Origin of the sequence: Vibrio sp. CyArs1, from assembly GCF_022432925.1 — a bacterium.
In the GTDB taxonomy this organism is placed as follows: domain Bacteria; phylum Pseudomonadota; class Gammaproteobacteria; order Enterobacterales; family Vibrionaceae; genus Vibrio; species Vibrio mediterranei.
The window spans coordinates 137219-153231 of the sequence record NZ_JAKRBO010000007.1; the positions used below are offsets into that span (position 1 = coordinate 137219).

14 protein-coding genes are annotated in these 16013 nt (G+C 44.5%); 10 read left to right on the plus strand and 4 right to left on the minus strand.

All coding sequences use genetic code 11. The features are described from left to right. Positions 1-53 precede the first annotated feature (53 nt). A complete protein-coding gene (gene rluC, locus MMA19_RS19900) occupies positions 54-1001 on the minus strand; it encodes a 23S rRNA pseudouridine(955/2504/2580) synthase RluC (RefSeq protein WP_240207037.1) in 948 nt (315 codons plus the stop codon). A 617-nt stretch (positions 1002-1618) separates the two neighbouring features. Here rluC and rne point away from each other — a divergent pair. Continuing rightward, a complete protein-coding gene (gene rne, locus MMA19_RS19905) occupies positions 1619-4603 on the plus strand; it encodes a ribonuclease E (RefSeq protein WP_240207038.1) in 2985 nt (994 codons plus the stop codon). Positions 4604-4930: 327 nt separating this feature from the next. After that, positions 4931-6490 (plus strand): SulP family inorganic anion transporter, encoded by a 1560-nt coding sequence (locus tag MMA19_RS19910; protein ID WP_006075502.1) that lies wholly within the window; start codon positions 4931-4933, stop codon positions 6488-6490. A gap of 38 nt (positions 6491-6528) precedes the next feature. Here MMA19_RS19910 and MMA19_RS19915 read toward each other — a convergent pair whose 3' ends face one another. Then, positions 6529-6813, minus strand: a complete 285-nt coding sequence (locus MMA19_RS19915) for a DUF1315 family protein (RefSeq protein WP_031494478.1) — start codon at positions 6811-6813, stop codon at positions 6529-6531. A gap of 142 nt (positions 6814-6955) precedes the next feature. On the opposite strand from MMA19_RS19915, the gene MMA19_RS19920 reads away from it, so the two are divergent. Further along, entirely contained in the window at positions 6956-7771 is an 816-nt protein-coding gene (locus MMA19_RS19920; RefSeq protein WP_240207039.1) for a DUF2989 domain-containing protein, read from the plus strand. An 83-nt stretch (positions 7772-7854) separates the two neighbouring features. Here the strand turns inward: MMA19_RS19920 and msrB are convergent, their stop codons facing one another. Next, the gene (msrB, locus tag MMA19_RS19925; protein ID WP_096441520.1) at positions 7855-8280 is read right to left on the minus strand and encodes a peptide-methionine (R)-S-oxide reductase MsrB; all 426 of its coding nucleotides are present in this window, start codon (positions 8278-8280) and stop codon (positions 7855-7857) included. A gap of 338 nt (positions 8281-8618) precedes the next feature. Between msrB and gap the strand changes: the two genes are divergently transcribed. The 6 genes from gap (at position 8619) to MMA19_RS19955 (ending at position 15055) form a co-directional block, all read left to right on the plus strand. Continuing rightward, positions 8619-9614 (plus strand): type I glyceraldehyde-3-phosphate dehydrogenase, encoded by a 996-nt coding sequence (gene gap / locus MMA19_RS19930; RefSeq protein ID WP_004748683.1) that lies wholly within the window; start codon positions 8619-8621, stop codon positions 9612-9614. Between the two features lie 144 nt (positions 9615-9758). Then, complete coding sequence (locus MMA19_RS19935) at positions 9759-10643, plus strand: D-hexose-6-phosphate mutarotase (RefSeq protein WP_038229968.1); 885 nt, start codon at positions 9759-9761, stop codon at positions 10641-10643. Between the two features lie 70 nt (positions 10644-10713). Continuing rightward, positions 10714-11526: a 23S rRNA (guanine(745)-N(1))-methyltransferase gene (gene rlmA, locus MMA19_RS19940; RefSeq protein WP_240207040.1), complete on the plus strand. Its 813-nt coding sequence runs from the start codon at positions 10714-10716 to the stop codon at positions 11524-11526. Between the two features lie 104 nt (positions 11527-11630). Next, positions 11631-12581, plus strand: coding sequence for a ChaN family lipoprotein (locus tag MMA19_RS19945; protein ID WP_240207041.1), 951 nt, complete (start codon positions 11631-11633; stop codon positions 12579-12581). Positions 12582-12723: 142 nt separating this feature from the next. Continuing rightward, the gene (locus tag MMA19_RS19950) at positions 12724-13089 is read left to right on the plus strand and encodes a hypothetical protein (protein WP_006071310.1); all 366 of its coding nucleotides are present in this window, start codon (positions 12724-12726) and stop codon (positions 13087-13089) included. Positions 13090-13180: 91 nt separating this feature from the next. Next, on the plus strand, positions 13181-15055 hold the full coding sequence (locus tag MMA19_RS19955) for a BCCT family transporter (protein WP_240207042.1): 1875 nt from the start codon (positions 13181-13183) through the stop codon (positions 15053-15055). Positions 15056-15092: 37 nt separating this feature from the next. On the opposite strand, the gene MMA19_RS19960 is transcribed toward MMA19_RS19955, so the two are convergent. Continuing rightward, a complete protein-coding gene (locus MMA19_RS19960; RefSeq protein WP_006071312.1) occupies positions 15093-15530 on the minus strand; it encodes a YcgN family cysteine cluster protein in 438 nt (145 codons plus the stop codon). Between the two features lie 159 nt (positions 15531-15689). On the opposite strand from MMA19_RS19960, the gene MMA19_RS19965 reads away from it, so the two are divergent. After that, entirely contained in the window at positions 15690-15938 is a 249-nt protein-coding gene (locus MMA19_RS19965; RefSeq protein WP_240207043.1) for a YkgJ family cysteine cluster protein, read from the plus strand. Positions 15939-16013: the final 75 nt, after the last annotated feature.

The window sequence follows — 16013 nt, forward strand, 5'->3', positions numbered from 1 at the left end:
AAAAACGGAGTGCATCTGGATCGAAGCACTCCGTTTTAGTTACAGCTGTCAAGCTACACGCCTGCTTTTAGTTTTTTAATCGCTTGCTGCAACTTTGGTTCCATCTCAGCATGTATTTCCATTTTTTCATCATTCGCTGGGTGCGTGAAGACAATGTTTGCAGCATGCAGGAACAAACGGTCTAGACCCACTTTCGCTGTATAAGCATCAAATCGGCGATCACCATAGCGATCATCCCATGCTATCGGATGGCCTGTGTACTGTGTATGGACTCGAATTTGATGAGTACGCCCAGTAATTGGGCTTGCTTGAATCAGTGTTGCCTGCTCAAACGACTCTAGTACCTTGAAGCGAGTTTCTGAAGGTTTACCATTAGGGTTAACCCTAACAATACTATTCACTTCATTCTTTAGCAGCGGCGCTTTTACTACTCGACAACTAGGCTTCCATTTGCCCATTACTAGGGCAAAGTAATACTTCTGTACCGTTTTCTCACGAAACTGAGCTTGCAAATGACGCAAAGCAGATCGCTTCTTCGCAACTAAAAGAATACCTGAAGTATCGCGATCTATACGGTGAACTAATTCTAAGAAGCGTGCTTGTGGCCGTAATGCTCTTAGAGCTTCAATCGCACCAAACTTCAAACCACTACCACCATGAACCGCTATTCCAGATGGCTTATTTAAGATCAGCATGTGGTCGTCTTCATAGATAATTTGTGACTCAAGCTCTGCCACTTTATTCAATTTTGTGCTGATTGGTGCTTCTTCTTGCTTCTCTTCCATTGTAACAGGAGGTATACGTACGCTATCCCCTGCTTGAAGCTTGTATTCCGCTTTGACACGCTTTTTGTTTACACGTACCTCACCTTTGCGCACGATTCGATACACAACACTCTTAGGAATGTTTTTCAATTGGTTGCGCAAAAAGTTATCGATGCGCTGACCAGCCATATCGTCGTCAATATCGACAAATTGGACTTTAGTTCTAATTTCACTCATTTCGCTATTATAACATTCAAAGCTGCAAGAAAATAACGCTTTCTATTGGTAATTTTGTCGATGAGATAGTGGAAAAACCATCAACAACACGCTCTTAGCCATTGTCTGAACAAGCTGTGGATAGAAATCAACCAGTTTGAACCAGCTTTTACGCGCCCTGAGATATTATTGCTTAAAATCAGCACATTAAACGTACATTGCCTAGGCATAATCAGAATTTTTTCTGTGGTTTATACTAAAGCTGATTGCTGATAATTCGCTGCGCTGCTATAGTTCACAGCTGCAATAGGTAATTAAAATCGATTTATGATTTGTCGATATTATCTTTGAGCAATTTTAACTATGAGTAGAACGCTTAGTTTTGAGACGCAGCAACTGGCATAAGACGTTGATCGCTAAGACTTCCTTGTCACCTACTCACGTAATCGTGTTGAGTATCACCGCCACATATGCGGAGCACACAGCGAAAGTTCTGTGTGAAGACTGTAGTGCCCAAGAGCATCCCTTCCAGCCGGGAGGCTGCATTTTACAAAGCCATGGGATCCGGCACCACGACTTACGAAAACTGTGACAAGAGCAATGATGAAAACAAAGAAAATACAACGAGAATTTCTGTAATGAAAAGAATGTTAATCAACGCAACTCAAAAAGAAGAGTTGCGTGTCGCTTTGGTCGATGGCCAGCGACTATTCGATCTTGATATCGAAAGTCCAGGTCACGAATCTAAAAAAGCGAATATCTACAAAGGACGTATCACTCGAGTTGAGCCTAGCCTAGAGGCCGCTTTTGTTGACTACGGTGCCGAACGCCACGGTTTCCTCCCTCTCAAAGAAATTGCACGCGAATACTTCCCTGAAGGCTACACCTACCAAGGTCGTCCAAGTATCAAAGATGTCTTGAGCGAAGGCCAAGAAGTGATCGTGCAAGTTGAGAAAGAAGAACGCGGTAGCAAAGGTGCTGCATTGACAACCTTCATATCTCTAGCAGGTAGCTACTTAGTACTAATGCCTAACAACCCTCGCGCTGGCGGTATTTCTCGTCGCATTGAAGGTGAAGAGCGTACAGAACTAAAAGCTGCCCTGAGCACTCTAGAACTACCACAAGGTATGGGCCTAATCGTTCGTACTGCGGGCGTAGGCAAAAGTGCCGAAGAGCTTGAGTGGGATTTGCGTTTCCTCCTAAACAACTGGGAAAACATTAAGGGTGCAGCAGACCAAAACCCTGCTCCGTTCTTAATCCATCAGGAAAGTAACGTTATCGTTCGTGCACTTCGTGACTACCTACGTCGCGATATCGGCGAGATCTTGATTGATAGCAACACCATCTACGAGCGTGCTCGCCAGCACATTCAATTGGTTCGCCCAGACTTTGTGAACCGAGTGAAGAAATACGAAGGTGAAGTACCGCTATTTAGTCACTATCAGATTGAAAGCCAGATCGAGTCAGCGTTCCAGCGAGAAGTGAGGCTTCCATCTGGTGGTTCTATCGTTATTGACCCAACTGAAGCACTTACTTCTATCGATATCAACTCTGCCCGCGCTACCAAAGGCAGCGATATCGAAGAAACTGCACTGAATACTAACCTTGAAGCAGCAGATGAAATTGCTCGTCAGCTACGTCTTCGCGACCTAGGTGGCTTAGTTGTTATCGACTTTATTGATATGACACCTGTACGTCACCAACGTGAGGTTGAGAACCGTCTGCGCGAGGCAGTACGAATTGATCGTGCCCGTGTTCAAATAGGTCGTATTTCTCGTTTTGGTCTACTAGAAATGTCTCGTCAACGCTTGAGCCCATCTTTGGCTGAAGCAAGTCATCACATTTGCCCGCGTTGTACTGGTACTGGTGTGGTGCGTGATAACGAGTCATTAGCGCTATCAGTACTTCGTCTCATCGAAGAAGAAGCCTTAAAAGACAACACGTCTCAAGCTCTTGCCATCGTGCCAGTGCCAATTGCTTCTTACCTACTAAATGAAAAGCGTCGCTCCATTAACCACATTGAGCGCGTACAAGAAGTTAAGATCACTATTGTTCCTGATTCTGATATGGAAACGCCTCATTTTGAGGTAATTCGTGTTCGTGAAGGTGAGGAACAAGACCTGTTGTCATACTTGCTACCTAAAAAGCTAGAAGCACTCAAAGAGGCTGAAGCTAAGGAAGCCGAAGTCGAAGCTAAGCCGCGTAAGATTGAGCAACCTGCACTGCAAGGTTTTGCGACACCTACTCAAAACGCCCCGACTCCAGCGCCTAAGCCTAGTAAGCCTGCTAAGGTAGAAGTGAAAAAAGAAGAGCAGCAGCCTGGTCTGATTTCTCGCATCCTTTCTGCTATAGGTTCACTTTTCTCTTCAAATGAAGAGCCTAAGAAAGAACCAGAGAAGAAAGAAGAAGCACCTAAGAATCGCAACGGCAGACAGCGTCGTAATCGAAACAACGATCAACGTCGCCGTAATAGTAAAGATTCTCGCGATAATGATCGTAACAAGAATCGCCGTAACAAACCTGCTCGTGACGACGAGAAAGAGTCTAACGACAATGCTCAAGAGTCACGCAAACAGCAAAATCGTCGCGGTAAGCAGCAAGATCGTCGTAATAAAAAGCGCGATGAAACAGCCGGCAAATCAAAAGTAGAAGAGCAAGGTCAGCAAATCGCAGCTGATGTTCAAGCTGAGAAAAAAGCACCTCGCTCTGAAGAAAAAGCGGCGAAAGTTAAAGAGCGCCGTCAGCGTCGTAAGCTTTCTAAGCAAGTGCGCGTAAAAGATCAAAAAGCACAACAAGAAGAGCAAGCGACTCAGGTTGCGTCTGTTGAGACAGCTCAAACTGCGGTAGAAAAGCCTCAAGCACCTGAAGCGGCAACAGAAGCTCCAGCGAAAGAGGAAGGCAAACAACGTCGTAACCGTCGCTCTCCTCGTCACTTACGTGCAAGTGGTCAACGTCGTCGTCGTGGTCGCGATCGTCGCCCTAACCCATTCCGCCTACGCAAGGGTGGTGTAGCTTCTCCTGAAATGGCAATGGGTAAAGTAATGCCGAGCTATGGCATTGTGAAACCTAAGGCGAAAGCGAAACCTGAAGCGGAAGTTAAAGAGCTAGTCACAACCACAGGTGTTGCTATGCCGGAGATGGCAATGGGTAAGGTTATCGTAATGCGTAAGCCAGAAGCTATTGAAGCACCTGTTGTAACAGAACCAAAGGTTGAGCAAACGGTCGTTGAAGCTGTAGTTGAGCCAGTTCAAGTTGTTGCAGAACTAGTTGCAGAAGTTGCAGAACCAGTTGCAGAAGTTGCACCAGCAATCGTTGAGCCAGCTACAGAAGCCGTTGTTGAAACCGAGCCTATGGTTGAAATCTCAGTAGCTGAAAATGCAGTGGTTGAAGAGCAACCTACTATCGTGGAACCTACTCCAGTAACCCCTGTTGTAGAGAAAGCGGTCGTTAGCTTCAAAGGCCACGCGAGTGCACCAATGGCTAAAGCTGAGGGCAAGCAAGAACTTGGTGAAATTATCATCAACGCTGCGCCTGTTAAAGCTGAGCGCTACCAACAGAAAGGTGCAGGCAGCCAAGTAGCAACTAACTCTGCGTCAGCAGTAATGACAAAACCTAACTACTAATACGTAGAAAGGAAAACTTTAAAAGGCTGCGAATATCGCAGCCTTTTTTATTATTCGGGAAACGTTGGCGAAAATCGTAGGCATAAAGATGCCACTTAGCATCGAAACACTTTCTTTCAATATTGAAGTTTTGTTCACATTTCGGTAGCATGCCGAGCTTTGATTATTTCATCAACAATGCGCCATATCTATGTCATATAGAAAATGGATAATGACGACGAATCATTTTCACCTATGCTATTCATATAGTAATTCTACACTTTGAACGTCTCAATTTGCGCTGGATGAAATCCATATAAATCCAACAACATAAGTAAGCACAATTACATGTTTGAATTTCCACAGTTTTCCAAGCACTCGGTAAAAAACGATGTTCTATCCGGCCTTACCGTTGCATTGGCATTAGTGCCTGAAGCGGTTGCTTTTGCGTTCGTTGCCGGTGTTGACCCAATGGTTGGCCTATACGCCGCCTTTATCGTCGGTTTAGTCACTTCTATCTTCGGTGGCCGTCCGGGCATGATCTCTGGCGCTACAGGCGCAATGGCTGTAGTAATGGTCAGTCTAGTAGCGACTCACGGAGTACAGTATCTCTTTGCCGCTATTATGCTTGCAGGCCTACTACAAATCAGTGCAGGTTTATTTAAATTGGGGAAATTCATTCGCATGGTACCCCACCCTGTTATGATCGGCTTCGTTAACGGCCTTGCGATCGTTATCTTCTTGGCACAGCTTGGACAATTTAAAGCCCCTGACCTATCAGGCGCCTTAACTTGGCTACCTCAAGATCAAATGATGCTGATGCTTGGATTAGTTGCGTTGACGATGGGTATTATTCACTTTCTGCCTAAACTAACTACCGCTGTTCCATCATCGTTAGTTGCTATCGTGACTGTTACCTTATTGGTTCAGGGTCTTGGTTTGGATACACGCACCGTTGTCGATTTTCTGCGTTCTATGTCAGGTGATATGAACGCAACGTTGGCAGGCTCTCTTCCAGAGTTCTCCATCCCAGCGGTTCCATTGACGCTTGAAACCCTACAGATCATTCTGCCATACGCTATTATTTTGGCGGCAATCGGCTTAATCGAGTCACTATTAACACTGACCGTGCTTGATGAAATGACCAATACACGTGGTCAATCTAACCGTGAATGTGTAGGTCAGGGTCTAGCAAACGTAACTTGTTCGGTGTTTGGCGCGATGGGCGGTTGTGCCATGATCGGCCAGTCAATGATCAACGTAAACTCCGGTGGTCGCGGCCGCTTGTCAGGTATCGTTGCAGCCGTTGCACTACTAATGTTTATTCTTTTTGCAGCTGCACTTATCGAAATGATTCCGTTAGCCGCACTAGTAGGCGTAATGTTTATGGTTGTGATTGGGACGTTCGAATGGGCGACCTTTAAGCTTGCACGCCGTGTACCTAAACAAGATTTCTTTGTTATTGTGTTGGTTACGGTGGTTACCGTTCTTACTGACCTTGCCGTAGCGGTTGCTGTGGGTGTTGTGGTCTCTGCGCTTATGTTCGCTTGGGAACACGCGAAACACATCTACGCAAGTAGCAGCGTCAATGCTGAAGGCTCTAAAGAGTACCAAGTTAACGGACCTATCTTCTTCGGCTCTGCAGCGAACTTCTTAGAGTTGTTTGACGCTAAGAACGACCCAGCAGATGTCATCGTTGATTTTGCTAACTCGCGTGTTACAGACCACTCAGCTATTGAAGCTATCGAGACGTTAGCGGAACGTTATGCAGCGGTGGGTAAAACGCTTCACTTGAGACACTTAAGTCCAGACTGCCGCGCACTGTTACAAAAGGCAGGCAGCTTAGTCGAGATCAATGTGAAAGAAGATCCGAGCTACAAAGTTGCAACTGATGTACTTGCTGGATAACAGAAAGCAAAATAAAAAGGGGCTCATCGCCCCTTTTTTTATTCGTTACTCACTTTAACTCTCATTATGTCTTGTTGTTCTGCACTGAACTGTTTTTTTAGCTCTGCTTTGCTTTTAAAGCTAATTTCGCCCCCTGCGGCGACCGACATATGCTGAGGGTCTACGTTATGCTTCGATTGATAAAGCATTACCGCTTGCATACAAGAGTCCCTTTGGTCTTGAGATAATCTACTACCTTCTGGCCAGCGACCAGTTTCAGTGGCATACAGAAGTCTCTCATAAACATCCGGAGTCATGGCTTCTAAGAGTTGTTCTACGTCCATACTGAACCTTCTTTTTGCTTGAACTTTCAGACCCGCTAAATTTCGGTTCTGAGAGGTTAATTCGTTACTCGAACCATAACGTGATGATACACTGAGTCAAGTTGAGTACGACAAATCAGTGTAATTGATCACAAGTAGTAGAATGAAATTACCTTATCTCCTATCCGCCTTAGTAGCCACTTCACTTTTATCCGGCTGTTTTGAAACTCGCAAGAACACAGATCAGCTCTGCGAAAACGAGCCCAGTTTGAACTGTTCTTCATTAAACATAAACGATGGTCAATGCCGAATCGCGAGAACAGACCTTATTTGGCATCGTTATGAGATGCTTGACAGCCCTAGTGAAAATAATCAAATCAAGGACTATCACCTGCTCAAGGAATATCGAAAGTGTCTAGAGTTAGCGTCACAAATTCAGCCAATTGAACAGGCCGACCTCAAGGCAAAAAGATTTAACGCCCTGATGTATTCGATAGAAGAACAAGAACGAATCACAAGAGATTTAGCGAGTTCAACTTCGCCCGAAACACTCTATTTTCTTTGGAGCGAAACGGGAAGCCAAGCAGCAAAACGTCGCTTTTTAGCCATGGAAAATACCGGTGTACTTGACACCTCTTCCATGCAATATGCTCTCGCCACCTATTATATTTCACGAGATAAGCAAAAAACCTATCAACTATTAAATCGCTCTCTAGAGCTTTCGGCAGGTGGAAAACACGTCAACAAAGAAGTGATTAAGTCTTTAGCAAGCGTGACTCAAAACCTAGACCTCCCAAAGCAATCCTATCTTTGGGCAATGGTTGGCAAAGAGTTTGACATCCCCATCGTTTCAGACAACGAACTCAGATTGCTTTTTGGGTTAACGGAAGAAGACTATCGCTCTCTCAACGAGCAGGCAAAAACTGTCGCGAAAGCCATTGATAACGGAAGCTATACGAGAGACTTGGTGCTTCAGTAGTTTACTAAATTATTGGAAATAAAAACGAGCTCCACAATGGCGCCCGTTTTTATCTCTACAAAATGAAAGAATGGTACATAGAATCAGTCAGATACATCACTACTTTCACTTTTGTTGAAAATTAACGACACTGAATTGACACAGTACCTTTGCCCCGTTGTTTTAGGACCATCTTCAAAAACATGCCCTAAATGGCTATCACATGCCTTACATCTAATCTCGATTCGCTGCATACCATGACTTAGATCTTCTAAAAATCGAATGGCTTCTTGATCGACCGGTGCATCAAAACTAGGCCAGCCACAGCCTGAATCATACTTGCTTTCAGAATGAAAAAGTGGCGCTTCACAGCAAGTACAATGGTATAAGCCAGTAACACGGTTGTGTAGTAGAGTACCACTAAAAGGTGCTTCAGTACCCTGCTGTCGGCACACACGGTACTGTTCATCATTCAGGGTCTCACGCCAGTAATCATCGGGCTTCATCGCGTTTTTATTTTCACCACTCACGACCTTTACACTCCCTTTTTTATTGTCTACATTTTATACACACTATATATCATACGTATAGCAAACTTGGTTGTAGCACATTGTTGTCAATTTCCAACCAAGCTGTATCAGTTATGTTAACTTACCTTGCTTACAAGGTTAAATACATAACTAAAACTATTACAGAGTCTCTGTCAAAGTTCAAAAAAACGTCATTTAATACCGAATGTTAAGAAAAGCGACACTTTTTTTTGACTTTAAACAAATTAATTCCGATTATCTATTGAAGTTAGTGACTGGATTCTGTAATTTTACTACCAGTTATCTTTAAACAGAAATTAAGTTGTGGAGCAACTATAATGACTATCAAAGTAGGTATTAACGGTTTTGGCCGTATCGGTCGTTTCGTATTTCGTGCAGCGCAAGAGCGCAACGACATCGAAGTAGTAGGTATCAACGATCTAATCGACGTTGAGTACATGGCATACATGCTTAAGTACGATTCAACTCACGGCCGTTTCAACGGTACTGTTGAAGTTGAAGGCGGTAACCTAATCGTTAACGGCAAAACTGTACGTGTAACTGCAGAGCGCAACCCAGAAGATCTAAAATGGGATGCTATCGATGTTGACGTAGTAGCAGAAGCAACTGGTCTTTTCCTAACTGACGAGACTGCACGTAAGCACATCACTGCTGGCGCGAAGAAAGTTGTTCTAACTGGTCCTTCTAAAGACGCTACTCCAATGTTCGTAATGGGCGTTAACCAAGACACTTACGCTGGTCAAGATATCGTTTCTAACGCTTCTTGTACTACTAACTGTCTAGCGCCTATCGCTAAAGTTCTTAACGACGAGTTCGGTATCGAATCTGGTCTTATGACTACAGTTCACGCTACTACAGCTACTCAAAAAACTGTAGACGGTCCTTCTGCTAAAGACTGGCGCGGTGGTCGTGGTGCTTCTCAGAACATCATCCCATCTTCAACTGGTGCTGCTAAAGCTGTAGGCGTTGTTCTTCCAGAACTAAACGGCAAACTAACTGGTATGGCTTTCCGCGTACCAACTGCTAACGTTTCTGTAGTTGACCTAACTGTTAACCTTAAGAACGGTGCATCTTACGAAGCTATCTGTGCAGCTATGAAAGCAGCATCTGAAGGCGCTCTTAAAGGTGTTCTAGGTTACACTGAAGACCAAGTTGTTTCTCAAGACTTCATCGGTGAAGTTCAAACTTCAGTATTCGATGCTAAAGCTGGTATCGCTCTAACTGACAACTTCGTTAAAGTTGTATCTTGGTACGACAACGAAATCGGTTACTCAAACAAAGTTCTAGACCTAATCGCTCACATCTCTAAGTAATGTAAGCTTTTAGCTGAATATTTGTATTAAGGCGACTCATTGGGTCGCCTTTTTTGTATCTGTTTCTGGGTTCAATATCACCTGGGAATGTCAAACATTACCCTCCCCTAGGAACCAGAAACTCTCACCTAGGAGTTACAATCTATGGACTTGTCTACGCTACCAGCTTTAACTGTACTTTCTGACTGCGTAACGACTGCTAAGCTAGGCGACAATACGATCGTTCGCATCAACCACCCTAAGGCAACTGCTGCGATTTCCCTTCATGGTGGTCATATCATCTCGTTTAAGCCCTCCAATCAAGAAGAGTTGATTTGGATGAGCAAAGACGCAGTCTACGATAACAAAGCTGCACTACGAGGTGGTATCCCTATTTGCTGGCCCTGGTTTGGTCGCGTTGCCGCCCCTGCTCATGGGTTTGCGCGCAACAGCGCTTGGACGCTAATCGAGCACCGTGAAAGCGACGCTGGTGTTATTGTAAGCTTGGGGTTATCTGACAATGACCAAACTCGCGAAATTTGGCCACACAGCTTCCAACTCGTTTTAAACGTAGAAGTATCTGAAACACTCACTGCTACTCTCAATGTTACCAACACCGACTCGGCTGCATGGAAGTTCTCAGGTGCACTGCATACTTACCTAAACATCGGTGACATTCATAACATGGAAGTAACCGGGATGGGTCCAACTTATATTGACGGCCTACAAGAAGGTAAAGTGTGTCAAGGCGGCGAAATCCTGTCTCTAACCGACACTATCGATCGTGTTTACACCGAGCCAAGCAAAGAAATTGTGCTTCACGATAATGCATTCAATCGACAACTCTCCATCGTTAATGACGGTGACAATTCTGCAGTCCTTTGGAATCCTTGGGAAGCAGGCGCGAAGTCAATGGGCGACATGAACGATGATGGCTACTTAACTATGTTCTGTATAGAGTCGACATTACACGCTAAGACACTAGAAGCGGGGCAAGAACTTAATCCTGGTGACACTTACCAGCTCGCAACCACTCTTTCGGTAAAGTAAATCGCCCGAGCTAATTGCTTCCAACCCATGATATGGTTAGACTTACGAAAATTTTCGTCGAGTCTAACCTATGTCCTATCAATGCCCGCTCTGTCATCAATCGTTGTCCCTCAATGAGCGTAGTTTTCGCTGTGAAAACTACCACCAGTTCGACTTGGCAAAAGAAGGTTATGTCAATCTCATGCCTGTGCAGCACAAACGCTCAAAAGATCCTGGCGACAATAAAGAAATGATGCAGGCACGACGTACTTTTCTTGAGCACGATTTATACGCACCTATGCGTCAACAAGTTGCGGAGACTCTAGCCAATCTCGTAAACCAAGGCACAGTTCTCGATATCGGCTGTGGAGAAGGTTATTACACTAGCTTTTTTCAGCAATACCTAGCAGAAAGGAACAAAAAGTTAGATTTTCATGGACTGGATATTTCCAAAGTAGCGGTTCGATACGGCGCAAAACGCTACCCAAACGTCAACTTTTGTGTTGCCTCAAGTCATAAGCTGCCCTTCTCTGAAAACAGTCTAGCTGCGGTGATTCGAATTTACGCACCTTGTAAACACGATGAGTTACTTCGCTGTATTGAAGATCAAGGGATCATGCTGACCGTAACGCCAGGCAGTCACCATCTATATGAACTTAGAGCGTTGATCTATCAAGATGTTCGTTTACATGATGAAACGGCAGAGCAAATTGAAGGCTTCGAACTTTTGTCTGAATCTAAACTAGACTATGAAATGAACCTTAGTGGCCAACAAGCGTATGACTTGTTGCAAATGACACCATTTGCTTGGAAAGCGACAGACGAAGTAAGGTCGAACCTCAAGTCACAACAAGAGTTTCAATGTAACGCCGACTTCTTGATTCGAGCCTACCGTAAAATGTAATGAGATTTATTTTCAATTAGATTGAGTCCACGTTCAATCTCTATTACCATTACGGTTCCAAGATAGCCTTCCGATGAAGGCTATTTTTATAGAGAGAACAGACTATGAAAGCATTACCCATTCTCATATCACTCGCCCTTCTATCGGGTTGTGCCACGACAAAAAACTCACCTGAATACCAAGCTTCGAAACCGGAAAGTATCGCTTCATTTTACGATTACCAATTGGCCAGCCCTACTGGTGAATCAATCAGCCTAAGCGCTTTACCTAAGGCGATATTGGACGCCGATGTTATCTTAGTTGGGGAATGGCATACCCATGCGGGCATTCATCGATTTCAAACCGATCTTCTGAAAGAACTCATTAACAAAAATCCGGACACTGCGCTTTCTATGGAACAGTTTACCCGTGACAAACAGCCTGTGGTTGATGCCTATCTCGCTTCACAAATTGGTGAGCAGATCTTAATTAAACAAGGAGGAGCTTGGCCAAATTACGAAAGCGACTACCGCCCACTCGTTGAGTTAGCCAAGAATTCAGATATCGACATTATTGCCAGCAACGCACCAAAATCAATAGTCCGCTGTATTGGGCGTCAAGGGGTTGGCTACTTAGATAAACTGGATGAGCAAGAACGTTCTCTAGTCGCAGCAACGATAGACACGTCAGATTCGCCATACAAAGAAAAATTCATGGCCTCCATGCATCACGGTGACATTGAACAAACGAAGAAACAATACGCTGCTCAACTCGCCTGGGATGTGACTATGGCAGAAAGTATTGTTAACTATATGGCAGCACACCCTAACTCTCAGGTCATGCACATCGCAGGTAAATTTCATACCGAGCAAGCATTAGGAACCGCTGCGCAGATCCAGCAATTGAACCCTGACTTGAGTATCGTCGTGATTACGCCAGTGAGTGACATTGTGAGTACAAGCGATGACTACCAATTGGAAGTGCTACCACCACCAAAACGTTACGTTAAAAATGAGAACCGAATGAAGGCGTATAAGAGCTTAAAAATGCGTAACGACTCACTGGTTTGTAAGTAACTCATCAACACAAGTTATGATTGGCGCACAAATTGCTTAGTCCATGTTAATAGCATCGATCAATCTCTCATTTATAGAAGCTTTTATAAAGTTTTTGCCACATTGGACGATGTATTGATTGATAGCGCTAATGGAGATAGTTATGCAAAGCGTCAATTCAAACCTAATGAGCCATACAAACGCACCTGTTGCGACGGCCACTAAGACAGTAGCAGAAGGTGCCACTGCTAACGGCAACACTTTGCCTACAGGCAATGGAGATAGTGTATCCATCTCACCTCAAGCTAAAGCAATGCTAGAAAAGGAAGTGAGCAAAGACGCCAATAAAGAGAATATCTCAAAAGACGATGATGATAGTTTGGGTAAATCTGTCACCTCCTTTGCTCATGGCGCATTAGGTATGGACCATCCAGATGACTTAGAGAAGCAAGAAGATAGTTCTTACTCTGCCGGTCAGTATGTCTCCGCAGCGGTGACCATTGGTGCTTTGATATTAGCCTTGGCATAACGGTATTTATCCTAACGACAAATAATCCTGTTTGAGGTGGAAACCGCATTCACTTGATAATCGATCATCTTTAACTGCATGATCACAATTTATGAATCGACACTTCAAGCTGATTGATAAGCCAACTTTCTTTGGCGCAATCACATTGCTCCTGAGCGTTATCATTCCCTTGATAATGTTCCCTGAACAAGGTGCAAAAATCATCGGGCAAGCCAAGCTCATTATGACCGACAAGTTTGGCTTCCTATACCTCGCCCTTGGCCTCGCTGCCCTCTTTTTTATGATATTCATCATTTTTAGCGATATCGGCCAGATTAAACTAGGCGAACCTGACGAAGCGCCAGAGTTTGCAACGTCTTCTTGGGCCGCTATGCTGTTTTGCGGCGGTATCGGTGCCAGTATTCTCTACTGGGGGTGTATTGAGTGGGCTTATTATTATCAAGCGCCACCATTTCAGCTAGAAGCGGGAAGTGAAGAAGCGGTTCGCTGGGCGGCAACATATGGCATTTTCCACTGGGGACCGATTGCATGGGCCATCTACCTGATCCCCGCATTACCTATCGCTTATTTCTTCTACGTACGTAAGCAACCTGCACTGAAAGTATCCAGCGCATTGATTCCAGTCATCGGCGAGAAACACACCAATGGTGCACTCGGTAAACTGATTGATGTGCTTTTCATCTTTGGCCTATTAGGTGGTGCGGCGACGACATTAGGACTTGCAGCCCCGCTTATCAGCGAGGGCTTGAGTGTCTTATTCGGGCTACCGCAAAACACCTATTCACAAATTGGCGTATTAGCTATCTGTACCGCAATTTTCGCCTACTCTTCGTTTGAGGGGATGGAAAAAGGCATTAAGATCCTCAGTAACATCAACTTCTGGGGGGCAATGCTGCTTCTTGCTCTAGTGTTGGTTTTAGGCCCAACTATTTTTATTCTGGAGACGGGTCTAGATTCCATCGGTCGAATGATGTCTAACTTCTTTGTGATGGCGACATGGGCGGAACCATTTGGTGGCTACGGCACATTTGACAACACTCACTTCCCACAAGATTGGACTATTTTCTACTGGGCATGGTGGTTAGTGTTCGCGCCAAGTATGGGCTTGTTTGTTGCACGCATTTCTCGCGGTCGCACAATTAAACAGATGGTCGCAGGTTCATTGTTCTTTGGTTCATGTGGTTGCTTCCTATTTTTCATCATCTTAGGAAACTACGGCCTATCGCTACAATTATCTGGACAGCTTGATATTGTCGCAATTTTAAACGAGTTTGGTGCAACAAAAGCCATCTTCTCTATGTTGTCAGAGCTACCATTTGCTTGGTTTATCATTCTTTTGTTTACATTGCTGTGTATCATCTTTACAGCAACAACATTCGACTCAATCTCCTACATTTTGGCGTCTGTGGTTCAAAAAGACGTAACGCAGGAGCCAATGCGCTGGAACCGCTTATTTTGGGCCTTCACTTTGAGCTTTATGCCTGCTGTTCTCATGTTCTTAGGTGGTTTGAGCACACTACAAACTGCAGCAATCGTCGGCGGCCTGCCTCTACTCGGTATCGCAGTTATGTTGATGATCTCAGCGGTAAAAGCCACCACGTTGGATATTCGTCACCAAGAAGATTATGTAGAGCCAACCATTAACATTGAAGAACTACCAGAGTTTGATCCTTGGTCAAATGAAGGGGTTGCACTAGCTAATTTTGAAAAGTGTCGTGACGCTGCGCAAATTGCCGCAGATGAAGAGCGTACTGCGCTGCATGCCCTGTTCAAAGTTAAGAAAAAGATTCGCGCTTATGCGTTAGAGCATGCCGATGACACCAGTAAAGCGATCCCACAAGAATTGTTGGATGATTTAGAGGCGAAGCTTCAATTACTCACAGACGCTCAGAACGCGAAAGAGCAGTCCTCACAAGCTGCACAAGATGCGAGAATGAGGTTTACTGAAGTTTGTTCCGCAAGCTAATAACAACAAAAAAGCAGGCTCTAAGCCTGCTTTTTTGTTAACGATTCGGGTGATTGATGATGTGGTCTTCCCAATCCACCACATCAATTTCATACACGACTTTATTGCGAACACTTTCCCCTGCCGCGTGCATAGCGGACTTAGAGCCTGTGATCAATGGGTGCCATTCTGGAAGGGGTTTGCCTTCTGATAGAACACGGTATGAGCACGTTTCTGGGAGCCAATTAAACTCGTGGATTTTTTCACGGGTTAGCTTTAAACATTCTTCACCCGATTGGAATCGATTTGGATAATCCTTACACGAACAAGTTTTGCTGTTCAGCCAACTACAAGCCACATTAGTGTAATAGACCTCATCCGAGTCCTCATCCATAAGTTTGTGTAGGCAACACTTACCACAACCATCACACAATGATTCCCATTGCTGTTCACTCATTTGCTCTAATGGTGTTGTTTCCCAAAATGGACTGGTCATGTGGCATTACCTTCTAAATCTGTGGAGGCGTTTTATACCGCTAGTCGATACAAACTGCAAGTACTCTGTTCGCTCTAGATGCTGTAGCTGTGATTCAATTATGTACAACACCTTTATTTTTGGTAAACTCAGCGCCCTTCAATTTTAAGGCTGCAAAAGATGGATTGTCGATTAGGTTGTGGGGCATGTTGTATCGCCCCAAGTATTTCTTCCCCTATTCCAGGAATGCCAAACGGCAAACCCAGCGGCATTCGCTGCATACAACTTGATGAGCGTAATCTTTGTAAGTTGTTTGGTCAGCCAGAACGACCAAAAGTGTGCCATGCTTTTAAAGCCTGTCCAGACGTGTGTGGAGATACTAATGCTAAAGCATTGGCAAACATCCTAGAGCTTGAACGAATTACCTAATATCTGACCCCAAACTGGCAGTATCAAACCAGTAAGCTATGTTGTTAAGACGCACAACATTAAGAATGGTGTTTG